18 protein-coding genes and 1 pseudogene are annotated in these 20,474 nt (G+C 70.5%); 11 read left to right on the top strand and 8 right to left on the bottom strand.

Translation table 11 applies throughout. The features are described 5' to 3' along the window. Positions 1-24 precede the first annotated feature (24 nt). Complete coding sequence (locus OHA03_RS22020) at positions 25-1,734, top strand: aldehyde dehydrogenase family protein (protein ID WP_267005513.1); 1,710 nt, start codon at positions 25-27, stop codon at positions 1,732-1,734. Between the two features lie 115 nt (positions 1,735-1,849). Then, positions 1,850-3,325 carry a long-chain fatty acid--CoA ligase gene (locus OHA03_RS22015; RefSeq protein WP_267005512.1) on the top strand — a complete coding sequence of 492 codons (1,476 nt, stop codon included), beginning with the start codon at positions 1,850-1,852 and terminating at the stop codon, positions 3,323-3,325. Positions 3,326-3,451: 126 nt separating this feature from the next. Here OHA03_RS22015 and OHA03_RS22010 read toward each other — a convergent pair whose 3' ends face one another. Both OHA03_RS22010 and OHA03_RS22005 read right to left on the bottom strand, forming a co-directional pair. Continuing rightward, the gene (locus OHA03_RS22010; RefSeq protein WP_267005511.1) at positions 3,452-3,934 is read right to left on the bottom strand and encodes a hypothetical protein; all 483 of its coding nucleotides are present in this window, start codon (positions 3,932-3,934) and stop codon (positions 3,452-3,454) included. A 212-nt stretch (positions 3,935-4,146) separates the two neighbouring features. Beyond that, entirely contained in the window at positions 4,147-4,416 is a 270-nt protein-coding gene (locus tag OHA03_RS22005; protein ID WP_267005510.1) for a hypothetical protein, read from the bottom strand. Positions 4,417-4,536: 120 nt separating this feature from the next. Between OHA03_RS22005 and OHA03_RS22000 the strand changes: the two genes are divergently transcribed. Further along, positions 4,537-4,896: an arsenate reductase family protein gene (locus OHA03_RS22000; protein ID WP_030926242.1), complete on the top strand. Its 360-nt coding sequence runs from the start codon at positions 4,537-4,539 to the stop codon at positions 4,894-4,896. Positions 4,897-4,911: 15 nt separating this feature from the next. On the opposite strand, the gene OHA03_RS21995 is transcribed toward OHA03_RS22000, so the two are convergent. Beyond that, entirely contained in the window at positions 4,912-5,799 is an 888-nt protein-coding gene (locus OHA03_RS21995) for an alpha/beta fold hydrolase (protein WP_267005509.1), read from the bottom strand. A 69-nt stretch (positions 5,800-5,868) separates the two neighbouring features. On the opposite strand from OHA03_RS21995, the gene OHA03_RS21990 reads away from it, so the two are divergent. Further along, positions 5,869-6,318 carry a MarR family transcriptional regulator gene (locus OHA03_RS21990; protein ID WP_267005508.1) on the top strand — a complete coding sequence of 150 codons (450 nt, stop codon included), beginning with the start codon at positions 5,869-5,871 and terminating at the stop codon, positions 6,316-6,318. Between the two features lie 134 nt (positions 6,319-6,452). Beyond that, a complete protein-coding gene (locus OHA03_RS21985) occupies positions 6,453-7,121 on the top strand; it encodes a hypothetical protein (protein ID WP_267005507.1) in 669 nt (222 codons plus the stop codon). Between the two features lie 63 nt (positions 7,122-7,184). Here OHA03_RS21985 and OHA03_RS21980 read toward each other — a convergent pair whose 3' ends face one another. Continuing rightward, positions 7,185-8,096 (bottom strand): Gfo/Idh/MocA family protein, encoded by a 912-nt coding sequence (locus tag OHA03_RS21980; protein WP_267005506.1) that lies wholly within the window; start codon positions 8,094-8,096, stop codon positions 7,185-7,187. A gap of 697 nt (positions 8,097-8,793) precedes the next feature. Between OHA03_RS21980 and glnII the strand changes: the two genes are divergently transcribed. Beyond that, positions 8,794-9,828 carry a glutamine synthetase gene (gene glnII, locus OHA03_RS21975; RefSeq protein ID WP_267005505.1) on the top strand — a complete coding sequence of 345 codons (1,035 nt, stop codon included), beginning with the start codon at positions 8,794-8,796 and terminating at the stop codon, positions 9,826-9,828. A 429-nt stretch (positions 9,829-10,257) separates the two neighbouring features. Continuing rightward, positions 10,258-10,881, top strand: coding sequence for a winged helix-turn-helix domain-containing protein (locus tag OHA03_RS21970; protein ID WP_267005504.1), 624 nt, complete (start codon positions 10,258-10,260; stop codon positions 10,879-10,881). A 153-nt stretch (positions 10,882-11,034) separates the two neighbouring features. On the opposite strand, the gene OHA03_RS21965 is transcribed toward OHA03_RS21970, so the two are convergent. Beyond that, positions 11,035-12,663 carry an IS200/IS605 family accessory protein TnpB-related protein gene (locus tag OHA03_RS21965; protein WP_267005503.1) on the bottom strand — a complete coding sequence of 543 codons (1,629 nt, stop codon included), beginning with the start codon at positions 12,661-12,663 and terminating at the stop codon, positions 11,035-11,037. Between the two features lie 258 nt (positions 12,664-12,921). Here OHA03_RS21965 and OHA03_RS21960 point away from each other — a divergent pair. Then, positions 12,922-13,128, top strand: a pseudogene (locus OHA03_RS21960) (response regulator transcription factor); the annotation flags it as partial. A gap of 22 nt (positions 13,129-13,150) precedes the next feature. Here the strand turns inward: OHA03_RS21960 and OHA03_RS21955 are convergent. Then, positions 13,151-14,842 carry an alpha-L-fucosidase gene (locus OHA03_RS21955; RefSeq protein WP_267005502.1) on the bottom strand — a complete coding sequence of 564 codons (1,692 nt, stop codon included), beginning with the start codon at positions 14,840-14,842 and terminating at the stop codon, positions 13,151-13,153. 137 nt (positions 14,843-14,979) lie between these two features. Further along, positions 14,980-15,483 (bottom strand): MarR family winged helix-turn-helix transcriptional regulator, encoded by a 504-nt coding sequence (locus OHA03_RS21950; protein WP_267005501.1) that lies wholly within the window; start codon positions 15,481-15,483, stop codon positions 14,980-14,982. A gap of 70 nt (positions 15,484-15,553) precedes the next feature. Between OHA03_RS21950 and OHA03_RS21945 the strand changes: the two genes are divergently transcribed. Together OHA03_RS21945 and OHA03_RS21940 are read left to right on the top strand one after the other, a co-directional pair. Next, a complete protein-coding gene (locus OHA03_RS21945) occupies positions 15,554-16,111 on the top strand; it encodes a carboxymuconolactone decarboxylase family protein (protein WP_267005500.1) in 558 nt (185 codons plus the stop codon). A gap of 107 nt (positions 16,112-16,218) precedes the next feature. Then, the gene (locus tag OHA03_RS21940; RefSeq protein ID WP_267005499.1) at positions 16,219-17,733 is read left to right on the top strand and encodes a DUF1996 domain-containing protein; all 1,515 of its coding nucleotides are present in this window, start codon (positions 16,219-16,221) and stop codon (positions 17,731-17,733) included. Positions 17,734-17,771: 38 nt separating this feature from the next. On the opposite strand, the gene OHA03_RS21935 is transcribed toward OHA03_RS21940, so the two are convergent. Next, complete coding sequence (locus OHA03_RS21935) at positions 17,772-18,299, bottom strand: hypothetical protein (RefSeq protein WP_267005498.1); 528 nt, start codon at positions 18,297-18,299, stop codon at positions 17,772-17,774. Positions 18,300-18,416: 117 nt separating this feature from the next. Between OHA03_RS21935 and OHA03_RS21930 the strand changes: the two genes are divergently transcribed. Continuing rightward, positions 18,417-20,378: a hypothetical protein gene (locus OHA03_RS21930; protein ID WP_267008123.1), complete on the top strand. Its 1,962-nt coding sequence runs from the start codon at positions 18,417-18,419 to the stop codon at positions 20,376-20,378. The last annotated feature ends 96 nt before the right edge of the window (positions 20,379-20,474 follow it).

The following is a 20,474-nucleotide window of genomic DNA, read 5'->3' as shown; positions in this document are numbered from 1 at the left end:
CCCTGCTGCCCTAGGAGCGCACCTGTGACCGCCCCTGCCATCGACACCGAACCGCTGGACCAGGCCCTCGCCGAGCTGCGCGAAGGCGCCGCGTCGTGGACCACCACCCCGATCGCCGAACGGATCGCGCTGCTGGAGCGGTTGATGCCGCGGATCGTCGACAGCGCCGCGGAGATGGCCGCAGCCGGCGCCCGCGCCAAGGGATACGGACCCGACTCCCCGTGGGCGGCCGAGGACTGGATCGGCGCCCCGTGGGCGCTCGTCCAGAACGTCAGTGCCTGCCTGCATGTGCTGCGCCGGATCGCGGCGGGCAAGGATCCGGTCGAGGCCGGGGCAGTGCACGTGCGAGACGGCCGCACCCGGGTCGACGTCTTCCCCGCCACCGGCTGGGACACCCTGCTGCTCAACGGGTTCACCGCCCAGGTGTGGATGCGCTCAGGCATCACCGCGCAGCGGGTACGGGACCGGGCCGCCGGCGAGTACCGCGGCCGGCCCGGACGCCCGGCCGTCGCCCTGGTCCTGGGTGCGGGCAACGTCGCGGCCATCACCGCGCTCGACATCCTCCACAAGCTCTACGCCGAGGGCCAGGTCGTCGTCGCGAAGATGAACCCGGTCAACGCCTATCTCCGCCCGCACTTCGAGCACGTCTTCGCCGAGTTCGTCGCGCGCGGCTGGGTGCGCTTCATCGACGGCGGTGCGGCCGAGGGCGGCTACCTCGCCGCACACGAGGGCGTCGACGCCATCCACGTCACCGGCAGCGACCGCACCCACGACGCCATCGTGTGGGGGACCGACGAGCAGGCGGGCGAGCGCCGCCGCGACGACAGGCCGCTGATCGGCAAGCCGTTCAGCAGCGAGCTGGGCGGGGTCAGCCCCTGCATCGTGACCCCCGGCCCCTGGAGCGCGGCGGACTTCCGCTTCCAGGCCGAACACATCGTCACCAGCAAGATGAACAACTCCGGCCACAACTGCATCGCCAGCCAGATCCTGGTGGTGCCCCGGGCCTGGGACGGCACCGAGCGGCTGCTCGAGGAGATCCGGAAGGTGCTGCGCGAACTGCCGCCCCGCACCGACTACTACCCCGGCGCCGGCCGGCGTCTCGCCTCGGTGCTCGAGGCCCACCCGCAGGCCGAGACCCACGGCGACGGTGACTGCCGCATCCTGGTCCCCGACATCACCGACCACGACGACATGCTGATCAACGGCGAGGTCTTCGGCAGCGCCCTCGGAGTGGTACGACTCCCGGGCGACACCCCGGCCGAATTCCTGCGCCACGCCGTCGACTTCGCCAACGACGAACTTCCCGGCACCCTCGGCGCGACCCTCATCGTCCACCCCAGGACCGAGAAGACCCACCGCACCGCGGTCGAGGCGGCCGTCGCCGGGCTGCGCTACGGAACCCTCGGCGTCAACTGCTGGTCCGCGATCGGCTTCCTGCTCGGCTACACCCCCTGGGGCGCCCACCCCGGCCACACCCGCCAGGACATCGGCAGCGGCATCGGTTTCGTCCACAACGCCTTCATGCTCGAGGACATCGAGAAGACCGTGCTGCGCGCGCCCTTCGCCCCCACCCCGCGCGGTCTGTTCACCGGCTCCCCGTCGCTCTCCCCGCGCCCGCCGTACTTCGTCACCAACCGCACCGCCCGGACCACCATCGAACGCGTCACCCGCTTCACCACCGCGCCCGGCATCACCAAACTCCCCGCCATCTTCGCCTCCGCACTGCGCGGCTGACCGTCCCGCATTCCGCACCCGCCGGACACGGCCCGGCTCGCCGCCCGCCCCCGGGGCGCCACCGCCCGAGGCGGGCGACCGGGCCGTGCACGGCACCAGAAACGAAAGGCCTCAGGTGAACCTCGCCGACCTCCTCAGCCGCACCGCCGCCACCCACGGCGCGCGTATCGCCGTCGAACTCGGCGACCGGTCGCTGACCTACACCGAACTCGACACGCTCGCCGGCCGGGTGGCCGCCCTGCTCACCGCGCGCGGCGTCACCCCCGGCGACCGGATCGCCGTGATGCTGCCGAACCTGCTCGAGTTCCCCGCCCTGTACTACGGCACGCTGCGGGCCGGCGCCGTCGTCGTGCCGATGAACCCGCTCTTCAAGGAACGCGAGATCGCCCACTGTCTGCGCGACTCGGGCGCGGTGCTGCTGTTCGCCCACGAGTCGGCCGTGGCCGCGGCGACCGCCGGGGCAGCGGGCTCCGCCGCCACCGTGGTCCCGATCGGCCCCGGTTCGCTGACGGACCTCCTGGCTGCCCACCCGGACCCGGCCCCGGCCGCGATCCGCGAGGAGCACGACACCGCGGTCATCCTCTACACCTCCGGCACCACCGGAGTGCCCAAGGGTGCCGAGCTCACCCACGCCAACCTGGTCCGCAACTCCGAGATCACGAAGTCGCTGTTCCGGCTCAGCCCGGAGGACATCCTGCTGGGCTGCCTGCCGCTGTTCCACACCTTCGGCCAGACCTGCGCCATGAACGCCGCCGTGACCGCCGGCGCCCACCTCACCCTGATGCCCCGCTTCGACCCCGCCCTGGCCCTGCAGACCATCCAGCAGCGACAGGTCACCGTCTTCCAGGGCGTGCCGACGATGTACGCGGCCATGCTCGGCGCACACGCGCAGCAGCCGGGCAGCTACGACGCCTCCTCGCTGCGGCTGTGCGCGTCCGGCGGCGCCTCGCTGCCCGTCGAGGTCCTGCACGGCTTCGAGGCCGCCTTCAACTGTCCCGTACTGGAGGGCTTCGGCATGTCCGAGACCTCACCGGTCGCCTCCTTCAACCACCCTGACCGCCCGCGCAAGGCAGGCTCCATCGGCACGCCGATCGAGGGCGTCGAGCTGTGCCTGATCGACGAGAAGGACGGCGTCGGCGAACTCTGCGTCCGCGGCCACAACGTCATGAAGGGTTACTGGGGCCGCCCCGAGGCCACCGCCGAAACCATCCTCGACGGCTGGCTGCGCACCGGCGACCTCGCCACCGTCGACGAGGACGGCTACTACTTCATCGTCGACCGCAAGAAGGACCTGATCATCCGCGGCGGCTTCAACGTCTACCCCCGCGAGATCGAAGAGGTCCTCCACGAGCACCCTGCGGTCGCCGAGGCCGCGGTGATCGGCATCCCCCACCCGGCTCTCGGCCAGGAGGTCGCCGCCGCCGTGGCTCTGCTCCCGGGCGCCGAGGTCACCCCCGACGACCTGCGGGAGTTCGTACGGGCGCAGGTCGCCCCCTACAAGTACCCCCGCGAGGTCTGGCTGCTCGACGCGCTCCCCAAGGGCGCCACCGGCAAGATCCTCAAGCGCGAGATCGCAACCCCGGGCTCCTGAGGGAGGGCGACCCGTCGTCCCGGCATCCCGCCCCCACATTCCGCCACCTGGTCGAGTCCCCCTGGCCATGCGGGACGAGCAACGGGAGCGACGGCACTCAGTGGCCGCCGCTCCCGTTGCTCGTTGTCAGTGGCGCAGCGCCCTGCCCACCTCGGCGGTGACGTCGCCGGCGAGGGTGCGGTTGCTGCGGGCCGTCGCGTCCTTGGGGGTGCCCGGCTGTACGTCGTCGACCGTCACCACGGTCGAGTCCAGCAGATTGCCGCCGGGGTCGCGGAAGTTGATCTGGACGATGTACGACTTGGCCGAGTCGGTGCTGTTCGTCACGGTGATCTTCGTGGTGGCGCGGCCGCCCTGCTGGGTCACCGCGCCCGCCTTGACGTCCTTGCCCGCGTTCACGCCGTTCTTGAAGTTTTGGAGTTTCTTCTGCGCGGCAGCTGATGCCGAGGCCGCCACGTCGCCCCCTCTGGACGCGGCGGACGCCACCGCGGACGCGGCCTTGGACACCGTGCCGGACGGGCTACCGCCATCGTCCGTGCAGGCGGCGGCAGCCGATGCCACGACCGACGTCAGCAGCACGGCCCACACGCCTCGTACGGATCGCCTTGTCATCGCGCCTCCCAGCACTCACGGATCCGTCCCAGTCAAGACGCAGGCGCGGCGGCCCGCATGCCGCGCACGTCGATCGAGTGACGGCAGGCGGCCTGCGTGCACGCGGACGGTGTCGATGGCTGCGCCGGCGTCGCGGGCGGGTACGTGCCTGTGCCCCCGGGCGAGGTCCGGGGGCACAGGCTTCGGGTGCGTCAACTGTCGATCGTCGGCCGTCAGCGCCCGTAGCGGATCAGGGCGCGGACCATGCGGCAGGTCGTGTCGGACGGCGGATGGATGCCGATGTACTCGGCAGTCGTGCGTATCTTGGCGTTGTCCGCGCTGGACGGGTAGTAGACGCCCGTGTCGAGCAGGGCGATCGCCAGGCGCATGGCCTTCAGGCGGCGGTTGTGCGAGATGTACCACTCGCGGGGCCGGCCCGCGGGGAGCGGCCTCTTCTGCAGGGGCTTGTGGAGCGGCTTGGTCGTGACTGCGGCAACGGCCATGGGCAACCTCCTGGCACGGTCGTGAAACTCTCACGAACTACCTCTATTTTACGGCCCACCACTGACAATCGCCCCTGGCCAGAGGGGTTTTCGTGGCCTCCGTCCCGTATCGTTGGCCCCATGGAGATCTGGATCAATCCCGCGTGTTCCAAGTGCCGCAGCGCGGTGCAGTTGCTCGATGCGGAGGGAGCCGAATACACCGTCCGCCGCTATCTGGAGGATGTGCCGTCGCCGGACGAGATCCGGGCCGTGCTCGACCGGCTCGGGCTGGAGCCGTGGGACATCACACGGACGCAGGAGGCGGACGCGAAGGAGCTCGGACTCAAGGAGTGGCCGCGCGAGGCCGGTTCGCGGGAGCGGTGGATCACGGCGCTCGCCGAGCATCCGAAGCTGATCCAGCGGCCGATCATCACCGCGGAGGACGGCACGGCGGTGGTGGCGCGCACGGAGGAAGCGGTGCGGGACGCCTTGGGGCGCTGAGCCGGGCGGAGTCGCTCAGCACCCCGCCGCCAGGAACTCCTCGATTCTGCAATTGAGTTCGGCGGCGTCCGGGGCGTGCAGCGGCAGTGTGTGGTGCGTGGCGCCGGGGATCGTCGCCGTCCGCACGTTCGGGAGCAGCCGGGCCGCGGTGGCGGCGACCGCTGCGACGTCGTGCGCCCGGCTGTTCTCGGCCAGCAGCATCAGGGTCGGTACGTCCAGGGCGCCCAACGCCTCGGGGGTGGGGCGGGGGCCGGTGACCGGCCGGGCGGACGGGAAGCCGGCAGCCGTGTCGCGCAGGTGCAGCCAGACCGGGTCGAGCGGTGCGTCGGAGGTCTCCCAGTTCATGAAGGTGCGCGTGCGTCGTGCGTTGGGGCGGAGCAGCATCGGTAGCGCGTGCAGCAGATAGCCGGGGCGGTACCCGGCGAAGCACTGGGTCGGGTCCACAAGGATCAGCTTCCGGACGCGGCCGGGTGCGTGCAGGGCGTAGTGGAGCGCGATCCAGGCTCCGTAGGAATGACCGCAGAGTGCTGCCGATGCGATGTTCAGGGCGTCCAGCACTGCGTCCAGCCAGGCCGTCAGGTCCGGCACCGTACGGATCCGTCGCTCCCCCACCACGCTGCGACCCGGGTCGCCCATGAGGTCGACGGCGTGGACGCGGTGGCTGCGGCCCAGGTGGGCGGCCTGGGCGTACCAGACGGTGGAGGTGGAGCCGCCGCCTGCCAGCAGCATCAGGGGCGGAGCGCCCTCGGGGCCGTAACTGTTGACACGGGTGGTGCCGTACGGGGTGAGAGCCTCGGAGTGGGTCGTTCCAGTGGGCCACTTGACCGCCAGGACCTCGTCGTACGCGGCGAGGAACGACTCGGTGGCGGCCACCGCGGATGATCCGGATGACGTAGGCGTCATGGGGTGCCTCCCAGATGGGTGCCCTTGGATATTATCTCGCTCGACGAGATAATAAGGGGAGGAGGACCGATGAGCGAGCAGAGTCCCGAGATGGAGATCGTCCATCTGCTGCGCAAGGTGACTGTCGAATTCGGCCTGCGCCAGGCCGAATTCGCAAGCCGCCACGGCATGCACCCCACCGACGTACGTGCCCTGATCTGCCTGCTCGACGCCGAACGGGCGGGCACGGACGCGACCGCCGGATGGCTCGGTGGGCAGCTCGGACTCAACTCCGCGGGCACCACCGCCGTCATCGACCGGCTGGAACGGCTCGGTCATCTCACCCGCACCCGTGACCCGCGCGACCGGCGTCGGGTGCTGCTGACGGTGGACCCGCGGGCGGTAGAGCTGGGCCGGTCCTTCTTCGGGCCGCTGATCGACAACACGGTCGCGGTGCTGCGCGACTTCGACGAGAGTGAGACGGCCGCCGTGCGGCGCTTCCTGTCCGCCGCGCACCGGGCGGCCACCACCGTTCCCTGACCGGCAGGGCGGCGACAGAGGGTTACGTCCGCCTGACGGTTGAAACGAACGCGCCTGTTACTCGTACGTAGGGACACACGCACCACATCCGGCCCGAGTGCATCAGGTGTTCCGGCCGGGGACAGGAGCCCTACGTGTCACGCAAGAAGACCCTCAGTCGCAACAAGAAGCTCGCCCTGCTGGTCGGGGCCGCCGCACTCGCCGGTGGGACGGCTGCCGTGCTGGCCGGAACCAGCCAGGCCGCACAGTCGCCACCGGCTGACCGGGCCTCGTCGGTCGTCTGCACCGGACTCACCACGGCGCTCGGCAACAACGAGCGGTTCATCGCCGGTCAGCGGGCCAATCCGGATGCCCAGTCGGCTGCGCGGATCGCCAACCGGGAAGCCGTGATCGCGGAGATCCGGCGCCAACAGGCCGCCTCGGGATGCGGTGGCGAGGGATCGGCGGTCGTGGATCCTGCCGCGTCCGCAGCCGCTTCCGCACCGGCCTCCGCATCCGCGCCCGCGCCAGGGACCGCGGCCCCGGCGCCGCCCGGCGGAGGGGGGCAGACCACCGGTGAGGTCGTCTGTGCCGGATCCACCGTGACGCTGTCCGGCGAGGGAGGTGCCCCCGCCGCGTCCAGCAATCAGTTCCCCGTCGGCACCCGGCTCAAGGTGACCAATCTCGACAACGACAAGTCCACCACGGTGCAGGTCACTTCACCGTCCGGAAGCTGCGCCCTGCTGAACAACGCCGCGTTCGAGCAGGTGCGCGAACCGGGCAAGTTCCTGATCCGTCGCGCCCGCATCGAGCGCGTGGGTTGACGAGCCCGGGCCGGGCGGTGCCGTGCGGTACGGGACACGGCAACGCCCGGCATTCCTCGTGGTTCAGGAACGCACAGCGGCCTCCGCCTCGGCCAGCAGCTCGGTCAGCCGCAGCCCGAACCGTACGTCGCAGGGGTGCGGCACCCCCGTACGTGCCGCATCGAGCAGCGCGTCCACCGCCGCGCGGAACGAACCCACCGCGTCACCCCCGCCCGGCAGCGTGGCGACTCCTGCCTCGCCCCTGAGCTCGACCTCCGTGCCCGCCGCTCCGAGGGGTGCGTCCAGTGCGAGCGTCACCGTGCTGGACGCACCCGAGGTGTGGCGGAGGATCAGATGGGTGGCGTCTGCGGGGCCACGGGCGGCGGTCAGTTCCGTCACATCGCCGAGCACCGGGAGCAGGATCGACAGCGCGTGCGGCCCGACGTCCCACAGGCCTCCCTTGTCGCGGCGCCACGGCGAGGCCGCGTAATCGCTCTCCGCTCCGGGGGCGTACAGCGCGCCGATCCACGCGGCGCGGGCGGTGAACCAGCCGCCCCTGGCGGCCTGCTCGGCGATCCACGCGGCGGTCGGCTCGGCGAACCGCAGCGTGCAGAAGACGACGGACGCGACCTGCGCCCGGTCGGCGGCCTCGGCGACCTCGCGGGCCCCGGCCACCGTCGTCGCGACCGGCTTGTCCATCAGCAGGTGGCATCCGGCCGCCGCGGCGCGGGCGGCGAGCGGGGCCTGGACGTCCGGCGGCAGGGCGAACGCGACGGCGTCGCTCGCGGCGAGGAGTTCGTCGACGCCCGCGTCACCGGTGTACGCCTTGGTGCCGTGGGCGGCGGCGAGCGCGTTCGCCGCCTCGGGTCGGCGCCCCCACACACCGCTGAGTACGACGCCGGGGTGGGAGGCGAGGGCGGGTGCCTGGGTGTTCCGGGCCCAGGGGCCCGTACCGAAAAGGCCGATACGCAGAGGGACAGCGGGTGGTGTCGTCATGGGTACCAGTCTGCCCGGTCCGCATATCGGGTGGCGGCGCACAAAGGCCCACGGCTGCGTCGGCGGAGCCGGCCACGGGACTCCGGCTGCGACTTCCGGGACTTGCCTATAAAGCAGTGATTTCGCTGATCGCGCCCCCGTTCCCGCCCGGTTCGTATACCCCGCTGTGGACCTCGGGCGGCGACGATCCGCTTCTGGTGCGCCCTTGGGCGCACACCTATCGGCCCGGGCTTCGGTAGCAGCGTCGTCGATGTCGGACCACGGTCGCACTGCACCTCGTACATCCCGCACGGTCTGGTCGCGAACTGGTCAGGGGCACGTGCGGGGTCACCCTGGAGGGCTGTCTCGCACTGCATTACCTGAAGACGTTCAGGCTGTCCGACGCACAGGTGCGGCGCGGCCGTCCGCTGCACACGCTCGCCGATGCCGACCGGCAACTCGCGGCGGCTGCGGCGGCGCTGGGCATCATCACGGACGAGCTGGTACGGCGGATCCGCGCGGCCGGTTTCGAGGCGCTTCTCAAGGTCCGCGTACAAGCGTGCGTACAACCCCCTCAACGCCCAGGTATAACGCAGGAAACCTCGGTAACACGGGGTTCACATTTGGGCAACGGACGGGAAATCGCGTCTTGCGAAGCTGCGCTGCAGAGCCCGCACCGCAGACCGCAGCATCGCAACACCCGCAAAGGATGGCTTCCGTGACGTTCAAGGCTGAGTACATCTGGATCGATGGCACCGAGCCGACCGCCAAGCTTCGTTCGAAGACGAAGATCATGGCAGGGGATGCCTCCCAGGGTGTCGCTGAGCTGCCCATCTGGGGCTTCGACGGGTCCAGCACCAACCAGGCCGAGGGTCACGCCTCCGACCGCGTACTGAAGCCGGTCTTCTCCTGTCCGGACCCGATCCGTGGCGGCAACGACGTGCTCGTGCTGTGCGAGGTCTTCAACATCGACATGACTCCGCACGAGTCCAACACGCGGTCCGCCCTGCGTCCGGTCGCCGAGCAGTTCGCCGGCCAGGAGCCGATCTTCGGCATCGAGCAGGAGTACACCTTCTTCGACGGTCACCGGCCGCTCGGCTTCCCCGTGGGCGGCTTCCCGGCCGCACAGGGCGGCTACTACTGCGGTGTCGGCGCCGACGAGATCTTCGGCCGCGAGATCGTCGAGAAGCACCTCGAGAACTGCCTGACGGCGGGTCTGGGCATCTCCGGCATCAACGCCGAGGTCATGCCCGGTCAGTGGGAGTTCCAGGTGGGCCCGCTCTCCCCGCTGGAGGTCTCCGACCAGCTGTGGATCGCCCGCTGGCTGCTCTACCGCACCGCCGAGGACTTCAACGTCTCCGCGACCCTGGACCCGAAGCCGGTCAAGGGCGACTGGAACGGCGCGGGTGCGCACACCAACTTCTCCACCAAGGCGATGCGCGAGGGTTACGACGCGATCATCACCGCGTGCGAGTCGCTGGGCGAGGGCTCGAAGCCGATGGACCACGTCAAGAACTACGGCGCCGGCATCGACGACCGCCTGACCGGTCTGCACGAGACCGCCCCGTGGAACGAGTACAGCTACGGCGTCTCCAACCGCGGCGCCTCGGTCCGTATCCCGTGGCAGGTCGAGCAGGACCAGAAGGGCTACATCGAGGACCGTCGCCCGAACGCCAACGTCGACCCGTACGTCGTCACGCGGCTGATCGTCGACACCTGCTGCACGGCGCTGGAGAAGGCCGACCAGGTCTGATCCGTATCTGATTCCGTACGAAGGGGCACCTGCCGGAAACGGTGGGTGCCCCTTCGGCGTGCCCGGCCCGTACCGGGAAACATGTCACCTGCCGCCGGGGCGGTCGAGGCAGCACAGGCGGCGGCCCACGAGGTGAAGTGCGAGGTGAGGAACGTAACGCAAAGGGTCCGTATCGACGGGTGAGAGAGGCCTGCAGCGGCGCCGCCTTGTCTGGTCTAATAGGGGCATGGCCAGCCTCCAGCACACCGCGCCGGGTCGCAGCGACCTCGAGCCGTTCTGGCCTTCCCGTCAGCATCATGACTTCGACCGGGTGTGTTGTCGCGCGTGGAACGCGCAGGCCCTCTAAAGCCGCTCACCCCGGTCTTCGGTCCGCGCGCACGACGCAAGTCCGTCCCTCGACGACTCCTTCGCGCGAAAGAGCTGACCCTCATGGCGAACACTCGTACCTTCTCCGCCGCCACCGCTGTCACCGCAGCATCGTCGGCGACCGCTGCGGCCCCACCCTCCGCCCGCTCCGTCTCCCCCAACCGCCACCGGCTGCGCGCCGTCGACCCCGACGAGGTCGTCCAGCTGGCCGATGTGGCCGACTTCCTCCCGCCGGGCGCCACCTGGCTGCCGGCACCCCAGCACACCCTTCCGGCACTGCCGGGCCGGCCGCCGATGATCGGCTACCTGGTGCTCGTGCCGGCCGATCAGCAGCCCGCCGTTGCAGCGGCGGCCGCGGCCGCCGCCCAGCGGATCGCGCCGCAGCCGGTGGAGACCCCGGCCTCGGCCGGTCCGGTGCGCATCGACACGGTGCAGCGCACCGCGGCGGTGGACGGGAACACGCTCGACCTCACGTTCCTCGAGTTCGAACTGCTCGCGCATTTGGTGGCGCACCCGCACCGGGTGCACACCCGCGACCAGTTGGTGACGACCGTCTGGGGTTACGGGCATGTGGGCGACGGGCGCACCGTCGACGTCCACATCGCGCGGCTGCGCCGCAAGCTGGGCGTCGAGCACCGCCGGGCGATCCAGACGGTGCGACGCGTCGGTTACAAGTACGCCCCCTGACGGGGCAGTCACCCAAGGAGGCCCTGGCCGACCGGTTGCGTACCCGGTCGGCCGGGGCTTCTTCGTACGGTGTCGTCCGCGCCGCTCCGAACCGACCGGATTCCCCCCGAGGCGTAGGGCGAGGTCCCGATGGTGGTGCTGGGTACACCGTTCCTAGCCAGTGCGTGTAAGTGAGTCTTGGACCCACTGCTGTGTACTGGGCGCATCCCGAACGGTGTTGGATGCGCTGGGTTCCCGCTTTCGCTTCCCGCTCGGTGACGGCTCTCCAGGGGGCCGGTCCGTGGTGGGTGGGCGGGTTCCCTCACGCCCCCGGTCACCTGGTTCGGCCTGGGCGGTCCGATGCCCCGCACGATCACTCCGGTCGTGCGGGGGCGGTGCCGTCCGACGCCGGACCGGGTGACCGAGGGCGCGTCTCCCGATCGCGATACCGGCGGCATCGTGACGGGACATGATGCGACGTGGGGTGGACAGCGGTTTCTGCCAGTGCTGGCCACCCCACTGGGAGGTGTAGGCGGGGTCGACCGCGACGACCGCAATACCCTGTTCAGCGGCCATCGAGACGAGCCGAGCCTTGAGCTTGCCGGTGGGCATGCCGGAGATGAGCTGCCGGAACCGCTTGTGGCGGCCGTGCTTCTCGCGGGTCTTCTCAGGCGTGAAGTCGAGGTCTTCGATGCCGATCGCGGCGACACCGACCCGCCCCGCCCAGTTGATCAACCGTGTCAGGGCGTGGCGGATCTGTGCGTCGCGGTGACCGGCGGTCCCGGACAGGTCGTAGCCGAAGCGGTGCGGCCCGCCGACCGGGTTGCCGTGCCGGTCGAGCCGGTAGGCGGCGAAGTGGTCGGAGTTGGTGTCGACGCCGACCATGCCCCGGGCGCGGGCGGTCTCCAACGGGATGGTCTGCACGACGGGGCGCTGCCAGGATGCGGTCAGGTACCAGCGGCCACGGCCCGTGTCGAGGTGGATGCGGTAGGCCACGGCCCGGTTGGCTTCGATGCGGTCAGCCCACTCCGCACCCCGGTGCGCGAACCCGATACGGGCGGTGAGGATGTACCGGCCGTGCCGGGTGTTGGCCAGGTCCGCGAGCGGAACGGGCAGCTTGACCGACACTTCGCCGTCCGGGGTGACGCGGATCGTCTCGTTCCCGAACCGCTTCCCCGACTCACCATCAGCAGCGAGGAACCAGCGTTCCGCCTCCCACCGTTGCTGCCACTCGTCTTCGGTGAGCTCGGCCTCGGCGAGGTGGTGGCGGGTGTTCAGGAGACGTCTACCGCCCCGAACCACCCGGACCCGTCCCGCTTGCCAGTCACGAACCGCCGCAGCGTGCCGCGCCTCCAGCATCACGAGGCGCCGGGACTTGCGGAACCACTCGCCCCGGGAGCGGTAGCCACCCGCCGCGCGCTTCGTTCCGGGCTCCCCGAGTGGGAGGGACAGGCGGTGCCGCAGCGTCTTGATCCCGGCTGCCAGGTTCTGGACGTGCGCGGCCTGGCAGCGGCGTGCGAGCGCCCACTGATCGTGCGTGGCCTTCGTGATCGCACCCGCGATCCGCGACGACGACTCCTTCGTCAGGTCCCGCTTACGCGCAGCCCACGTCTGAGCACCGTGCTCCAGACCATCCGCACAGCGGGCCTTGAGATCCCGGGAAGCAAGCGCACCCTGATGCTCACCGACCGCCCGCAGCACCCTCTCGTCCTGGGCGGTCAGGTGTTTGAGGCGGTCCCGGACCGCCACCCCGCAAGGCCCGGGCACCACGAACGAGGCCGCCAGCTCCCGCACACCACCCACCACATCACCCCCTCAAGGCCGCACCCCTGCCACCCAGCCCAACGAGCCGCAACCGCCAAGGTCACCCATTCGGCCCCAGAACTCCCGTTCCCACCCCCACAAACCCACCCACAGGACTCACTCCCGCTCACCATCACTCACTTCAATGCAGTAAACCCGACAGCAGCTCGCAACCCCTCCCGGGTGGCGAAACGGCTGGCGTCGCGCCTGACCGCCGGGTGGGACTGTCCTGGGACCGCGGCCTGCCAGGAGGGGGCGATGGGTGGTCTGACGCCGCGCGAGCTGGAGGTCATGGAACTGATGGCCCAGGGCCGTTCGAACGCGGCGATCGCCTCGAAGATGGTGATCACGGAGCGGGCGGTGGCCAAGCACGCCTCGAATATCTTCGGGAAGCTCGGCCTGCCGCCGTCCGACGACGACAACCGCCGCGTTCTTGCGGTGCTGGCCTATCTCGACCGGGGGTGACCCCGATCCCCCGGCCGACGGCTCATCCGGTCGAACTCAGGTGCAGCGTGGTCGCCCCGAGGTGCGGTGCGGCCCGGGACTCCAGGACCTCGACCCGTACCGCCGTCGCGGTGACGGGCGAGGCGAGCGGCAGGATGCGCCGGTTGCCGATGGTGGTGCCCTCGGCGATCCGCTGCCAGCTGCCGTCGATCCTGGCCTCCACGGCGAACTTCTCGACCCGCTGCCCGTGCCGGATGTCCTCGCGGACGGCGACCCGGTCGAAGGTGTACGGCCCAGGAGCCTGCGTGCGCCGCACATCGGTGCCGTAGGTGCTGCGTACCGCCTTGCCGAAGGCCGTCAGTGACGCGACGTCCGCGTCGGCGATCCGGCCGTCCCGGTTGGGCGGCACGTTCAGCAGCAGTGCGGCGTTCCGGCCGACGCTCTTCTCGTACAGGTTCATCAACTGCGCCGGAGACTTGGGCTGTTGCTCCGGGTGGTAGAACCAGCCGGGCCGGATGGAGACGTCCGCCTCGGCCGGGTACCACTGCAGGTACTTGGTCGTCGGGTCGAGGATCCTGGCGCGGGAGCCGATGTCGGCGTCGGTCGAGTCGTCGGGCAGGCTACCGAGTCCGGTCCACGGGTCGGTGGCGTGCGGGGTGACGCTCCACTCGGTCTCACGGGCGGTGCCGCCCTCGTTCCCGACCCAGCGCACACCCTGCGGGCCCTGGAAGACGACGGTGTTCGGCGACAGCGCCTTGACCATGTCGAACCACTGCTTGACGTTGTACTTCTGGGTGATGCCGGAGCCGGACCAGGGGTTGGCGCCGTCCAGCCAGAGCTCCTCGATCGGCCCGTACTGGGTGAAGATTTCGTAGAGCTGGTTGAGGTAGTACGCGTCGTAGTCGTCGGCCATCACCGTGAAGGTGGGGAGCTTGTGACGCTTGACTGCCGCGGCGCGGTCGTCCCCGGGGACGAGGGTGGGGATGGTGCGCTCGGTGACGGCGCTGCCGTTGCCGAACCTGCCCTCGCCCGCGGGTGCCCGGTCGCCGTCCTCCAGCGCCATCTGTTCCGGCAGGCTCAGTGGCTTGCCCTCCGCCTGCTTCTTTCGGATCGACTCGACCCACTGGGCGTGCCAGGCGTGCGGGAGTTCGGCGCCGTCGGAGGGCGAGAGATAGAGGCCGACCTTCAGGCCCGCCTTGCGGGCGGCCTTCACGTAGGCGCCGACGACATCGGGGCTGCCGGGGCTGAGTTCGACCGAGTGGTCGGTGTAGCGGGACGGGTACAGGACGAACCCGTCGTGGTGCTTGGCGGTGAGCATGACCTGCTCGGCACCGGCCGCCTTGTAGGCACGCATCCACTGGTCGGCGTCGATGCTCTTCGGGGCGAAGAGCTTTTCGTCCTCGGTGCCCGATCCCCATTCGCGGCCCGTGAAGGTGTTCATGCCGAAGTGGGTGAAGGCGGTGACTTCCCGCTGCTGCCAGGCGAGTTGACCGGGGGTGGGGACGATGTTCGCGGCCTTCTCGATGATCCGCTCAGGGCTGTCACAGGACTCGACGGCCATCTGCGAAGCGGGCTTCACAGGCGCGGCGCACGGGGTGCCCGGTGGTGCGGCGGCCCGATGTCCGGGCTCCTGTCCGGTCGCCTGCGCGGCTTGCTGAGCAGTGGCCTGCACGGGAACGAGCGCGGCCGCGGCAGCCAGTGCGAGCGCACTGAGCACCCGGGTGCGTCGTGCCATGGTTCCCTCTCATTCTCGACCTCATTGGTCGGATCTCTAGGGTGTCGACTTGCGCATGCTGCCGCACAATGAGGCCCACGGGAAGGGTGTCTACGAAATACGTCCCATCTATTGCTACGGACATCTGGGGAAGCGCCTCAGCCGTTGAACCACGCCGCAGCGTCCAGTCGGAACCCGTCGGCGGGCGCCATCGTGCGCAGATCGGACTCCAGCGCCCACAGCCGCTCGGCGCCGAGCACCCGGGCCCACTCGGCACGCAGCCGGTCGAACCCCTCGGCGGAGCGGACCAGCACGTCGACACCGCGCGGGGTCACCCGGACCAGCTTGCGGCGTCCGTCCTGCGGATCGTCGACCCGCTCGACGTAGCCGAGGCTCTCCAGCCTGTCGACGGTCTTGCCGGCGGCCTGTTTGGAGACGCCCAGCCGTCGGCCGATCTCACTGGCGGTAGCACCGTCGCGGCCGATGGCCTGGAGCGCGAAACCGTAGGCGGGACGGACTTCGGGATGCCCGCACTCGGCCAGTTCGCGATGGAGCTCGTCGATGATCGACCGGAACCCGGCGAACAGGAGCAGGGGCAGCTCGAAGCCCGCGCCGTCACCGTCGGGCGCCACGCCTTCAACTCGCCCCGCTGGCTCAGCCATTGCAAAACTCGACAACCTGATTTACGTTTTCGTCAATCACGTTGTCGAGTTTATCGCGAGAGGTCCTCCCATGCCCGCGCCCGCGTTTCCCGACCACACCCTCGAATCCGCCCCTGGCGCCGCCCGTCGCTCCATGGAGGCAGTGGTGAACAAGCAGGGCCATCTGCCCGCCGCCGTCGGTCGGTTGGCCACGTCGCCGCAGCTGCTCGACGGCTTCCTGAAGATCAGCGCGATCTTCGAGTCGACCACCCTGGACCCGCTCTCCCGCGAGGTCCTGATCATGACGATCGCCACCCGGAACGACTGCCACGTCTGCGTCGCGATGCACACCGCGAAGCTCACCGCACTCGGTGCGGACGCCGACCTGATCGCCGCACTGCGCACGGAGCGGCCGCTGCCGGCCGAACGGCCCGAGGCGGTAAGGCAGTTCACCCTTGCCGTCATCGCGACGGCGGGCGCGGTCGACGACGCCGCACTGCAGGACTTCCTGGCGCACGGCTACACCCCGCAGAACGCCCTCGAAGTGGTCCTGGGCATCGGCGCGTACACGATGTCGACGCTGGCGAACCGGATGACCGGGGCACCCGTCGACCCACAGCTCGCAGAGTTCGCTCCCGCCCCCATGTGACCCGTTTTGCGAATGGAGATTTCTACGAACTTCCCCTTTCACTGAACACACCCCGAACCACACCCGTATGGAACGTCACGCTTCTCCCTCGAAGCATGAGGAGTTCCATGGGACGCACATCACGCAAACGTTCGACGCTGGCCAACCGGGCGATTGTCGCCTCGGCCGCATTGATTCTGGGCGGAGGTGGCTTGATCGCGGTCAATGTCTACGCATCGGCGGGAGAAGGATCTTCCGGCTCGCCGCCCGGCCGGACATGGAATGCGGGCACCCAGATGTCCACCATCGACTGCCCCGACGTGGGTAACGAACTTCCCGACGTGCCCGATCAGGCGCGCTGGGAGGTCGACCGCGAACTGGCAGCCATGGATACCCAGATCACCGATGCCTATCAGCAATTCGCCGACCGGAAGGACGAGATCTCCCGCGACCCCGGACTTGCCGAGAATGCCGTACTCGGTCCACTGAAAGCCAAGCGGACGGCGAGCATCGACCGTATCGCCACCGCCGTCGGGCGCAATGCGGACCGTCCGGGTGGGCTGGACGGGCTGGCCCCGTGCAGTCTGCGCGCCGACGACAGCAATGACATGGGCGATCAGGGCGCCGGCCAGGGTCAGGACGACGGCCAGAACAACGGTCAGGACGGCGGCCAGGACAACGGCGCGAACCAGGGCGCCGATGACGGCCAGGATCAGGGTCAGGATCAAGGTCAGGACCAGGACCAGGGCCAGCAGGGCAACGGCCCCGAGGCGTCCGACTTCGTCGACATCCAGTCCGTGCAGCCCAATGTCGACAGGCCACGCCAACGCCGCGGCGCCTCGCGCGGTACGTTCACCACCAACTGCGGGCGTAACGAGAACGGCAAATTCAACCCGGACAATGTCATCGTCGCGCCGGGCGTGAGCAACGGCGCTCACCATATGCACGATTACGTCGGCAATCAGGCCAACGACGCCTTCGCCAGCGATGACGATCTGGCCAATGCCGATACCAGTTGCCGGAACCAGGGTGACAAGTCCACGTACTACTGGCCTGTCCTGCGTCTGCAGAACGGGACGGCGGAGAACGACGCGGACGCGGATGGCGGTGGCAAGGACCAGAACATCGGAGAGATCCAGACTCCGTCCCAGGTCACGCTGAAATTCGTCGGCAATCCCACCGGGAAGGTCACGGCGATGCCGCGCTTCCTGCGGATCATCACCGGGGACGCCAAGGCATTCACCAACGGCGACGCCAACGCCAATGCCTCATGGAGTTGCACCGGATTCGAGAACCGACAGCTCAAGGACAAATACCCGATCTGCCCGGACGGCAGCCAGGTGGTCCGCTCGTTCGCATTCCAGAGCTGCTGGGACGGGCAGAACACCGACTCCGCCAATCACCGCACCCATGTCGCCTTGGCCCAGGACAACGGCCGGTGCCCGAACGGCTTCAGAGCCATTCCGCAGCTGGTCCAGCGCATTGTGTACGACGTGCCGCCGGGCCCCGGCTTCGCCGTCGACTCCTTCCCGGAGCAGCTGCACAAGCCCGTCACCGATCACGGTGACTTCATCAATGTCTTCGACGACAACCTGATGAAGAAGGTGGTGAGCTGCATCAACGGCGGGCGCAAGTGCCGCTGATCCCCCCTCCGCAGCACCCCACCCCCCTACCTGCGCGGTCAGCTCCCGTGGTGACCGGAGTGCCCTCCCTCGCTCCCCCCACTGCCACTACTCCCCGAGTGGTGCGGCGAGGCGGTCTCCACCGTCCCCCCGAGCCGGCCGCGCAGCGCTGCGACCACGTCGGGCTCGCCGACGGCGACCCACTTCCGGCCGACGAGATACGAGCCGCCGTAGTCGTTCGCCTCATTGATCCACTCGCGCTGCCCGCGGTCGGTCGCGAAGGTGGCCAGCACATAACGTCCGTCGTCCGTCGTGCAGTTGGCCTGGCGCAGTTCCTGAGCGTCGGTCTGGATGTTCGGCTTGCACTGCGCCTTCGAGGCCAGCTGCTCCAGGCTGCCGGTCGCGGTCGGCGGGACGTCCGGCTTGTTGTCGCCGTCCCCGCCGGCTGAACAGCCCGTGAGAAGGGTCAGGCCTGCGAGGGCGGCCGCGGCTGCCCGGACCCCGAGCCTGCCGGCCCCGAACCGACCGGCCTTGAACCCACCGGCCCCGGAACCACGTCCTCGTCGCATCTCCAACTGCGTCACCATCCGGCCATCGTGCCCCTTCACCCCCATCGGCGCGGCCGAACGGCCCGATCGGACAGCAGCGACCGTAGGCCGGAGTGACCATCGCACGATTCGCTCGTTCTGCTGAACGTGCGCCCACTGCCAGAAGTACCTACCGCCGCCGACCCGGTGGATGGGGAGCAGGTCGATGTGGAGCAGGCCGAAGCGGCGCTCGTCGAGCACTATCCGCGGCTGGTCCGGCTCGGCTATCTCGTACTGCCGCCCTCCCTCGGCCGCAACCGCCGTGTGCTGACCGCCCACTCGCTCGCCCAGCGGTCCCTGCCGCTGGGACGCCGGAGGGCGTTCGCCGCCGGGGACGGTGTCCCGCTCCCCCGCCGGCCCGTCGGTGCGACCGGGGTCGACCCGGGCTATGCGCTCATCCGGCAGCGGGTGCTGCGTACCGCACTGCAGGCGGGCCGTCCCCTGCGCCGGCCGGCGTGGCCGCGACGGGCCCAACTGCCGCCGCTGCTCCCGCTGGTCTGGGGACTGCGCCTGTTCCCGCACTCCGGTGGCGCGGACGAACTCGCCCTGGACCAAGCCCTGTCGGCACTGTCCGGCCCGGCGCGCGCGGCACACGTCCTGCGCGGCCTGGAGGGTCTCGCGGACGGCGAAGTGCGGCGGGTGCTCGCCGCCGCCGGGGTGGCGGACCCGCATGCGGCGCTGATGGAGGCCGACGCGGTGGCGGCGCCGTACGGGCTGCTGGCCTCCACGGAGTTCGACCCCTGTTCGCTGCAGGCCCGCCCGCCTGATCTGCTGCGCCGCCGCCAGCACGCGAAGGCTGCGCTGGCGGCGGTCGCCGCACTGCTGGTGTGCGGGGCGCTGCTGGGGCTGCCCGGCAACGGCTGGGGCCGGGACCTGACGTCCGCGCCTCTGTACGCCCGTAACCCGGCGGCCGAACAGGCCCTGGAACCAACCGCGTTACGGCGCGTGGAGCCGGCCTTCTGGCGGCGCTCGCCTCGTATCGACTTCACCGCCTGGCCCACCCGCGGCGACCGCACCGACGACGCCCGGCTGCTGCGGCGCGCACTCGCCGTCTGGGCGCGCCCCGGTGCAGCGGTGCGGTCGTCGACGACGCCGGGGACGCCGGTCGGGCCGCCGATGGGCTCCCCGCAGCTGCTGTACGCGGGCGAGGTGGGGACGGCCGCGGTCGTGCTGTTCTACGACGGGCTGCGCATCGTGCGGTACGCGGAGGCACGCAACGCCGATCCGGCGCAGGGCGCGGCGCTCGACTTCGCGCGGGTCGACAGCGCGGACTCGACCTCGGCCGACGCCCTGATCGTGAGCCGTGGGACCCGCACGGTCCGCTATCTGACGGCACCCTGGGTGCGCGGGGTGTCCGTACGGGATCTGCTCGCCCCCGGCCGGGCAGCACGGGCACTGCACCGCGACCGCGACGGCGTCACCGATGCCCTGCCGAGCCCGGCAACGGCCTCGCGCTGCCGCTCCTGGTCCGCCGTCGAGATGCACGCCGGTACCTCGACCCGGCTGCTGACGGACCTCGGCGAACTTGCCCCGGCCCGGCTGACCTCGGGATCGCCGTCGGCGCCGCACGACGTGTCCGGGCGGGCCGAGCGGCAGAGCTGGGCGCGGACCGCCTGTCTGCTGACGGCGGTCCGGTCGCGCGGCGTGCGATCGGTGAACTCCTGGCCGTACGCCCGGCAATGGCTGCCCGAGGGCGACGGCTACGCGCAGTGGCTGTGCACCCGGGCGGAGACCTGGCGGGGCAGGGGGAGCAGGGTCCTCGCCCAGTTCCAGGCCCCGTCCACGCCGCCCACCGCGGGCGGGGTGGTGTCGCCGGGAGCCATCGCGGCGCGCGCCGAGGATTCACCGGCCTGCGGGGTGCGGGATCCGCGGGTGCTGGCGGGCGTGCTGTGGAAGTCACGCGGCGGCCGGTGGTACGTACTGGCGGCGGGCAGCGAGGAGTTCGCGTCGCTGACGACGTCCGGCGGGGTGGGGGGCCGGGCGCAGGGGCATCTGCTCGCGGTACGGGCACGGGCGGGCGACCGGGCGCAGCTGAGCGGGCGGCTGGCGGACGGGAGGCGGGTGGGCGCCCTGCGCTGACCATGCCGCCGCGCCCCTTCCCGTGTTGCCCGCCGTGATCCTCTGCTCGGCCGAATGGCGCCCGGCGGCGGACCGTCCGGCGGGCCCGCGGAGCCG

The sequence above is a fragment of the Streptomyces sp. NBC_00154 genome (assembly GCF_026342835.1).
GTDB lineage: Bacteria > Actinomycetota > Actinomycetes > Streptomycetales > Streptomycetaceae > Streptomyces.
The sequence above is the reverse complement of the archived record's forward strand: the minus strand, read 5'-3'. Positions and strand labels throughout refer to the sequence as shown.

Bases quoted from the DNA above. Each gene is read 5' to 3' on its own strand.
- OHA03_RS22010 (WP_267005511.1), bottom strand. From the start codon at position 3,934: ATGACAAGGCGATCCGTACGAGGCGTGTGGGCCGTGCTGCTGACGTCG.
- OHA03_RS22005 (WP_267005510.1), bottom strand. From the start codon at position 4,416: ATGGCCGTTGCCGCAGTCACGACCAAGCCGCTCCACAAGCCCCTGCAG.
- OHA03_RS22000 (WP_030926242.1), top strand. From the start codon at position 4,537: ATGGAGATCTGGATCAATCCCGCGTGTTCCAAGTGCCGCAGCGCGGTG.
- OHA03_RS21995 (WP_267005509.1), bottom strand. From the start codon at position 5,799: ATGACGCCTACGTCATCCGGATCATCCGCGGTGGCCGCCACCGAGTCG.
- OHA03_RS21990 (WP_267005508.1), top strand. From the start codon at position 5,869: ATGAGCGAGCAGAGTCCCGAGATGGAGATCGTCCATCTGCTGCGCAAG.
- OHA03_RS21980 (WP_267005506.1), bottom strand. From the start codon at position 8,096: ATGACGACACCACCCGCTGTCCCTCTGCGTATCGGCCTTTTCGGTACG.
- OHA03_RS21970 (WP_267005504.1), top strand. From the start codon at position 10,258: ATGGCGAACACTCGTACCTTCTCCGCCGCCACCGCTGTCACCGCAGCA.
- OHA03_RS21955 (WP_267005502.1), bottom strand. From the start codon at position 14,842: ATGGCACGACGCACCCGGGTGCTCAGTGCGCTCGCACTGGCTGCCGCG.
- OHA03_RS21950 (WP_267005501.1), bottom strand. From the start codon at position 15,483: ATGGCTGAGCCAGCGGGGCGAGTTGAAGGCGTGGCGCCCGACGGTGAC.
- OHA03_RS21945 (WP_267005500.1), top strand. From the start codon at position 15,554: ATGCCCGCGCCCGCGTTTCCCGACCACACCCTCGAATCCGCCCCTGGC.
- OHA03_RS21940 (WP_267005499.1), top strand. From the start codon at position 16,219: ATGGGACGCACATCACGCAAACGTTCGACGCTGGCCAACCGGGCGATT.
- OHA03_RS21935 (WP_267005498.1), bottom strand. From the start codon at position 18,299: ATGGTGACGCAGTTGGAGATGCGACGAGGACGTGGTTCCGGGGCCGGT.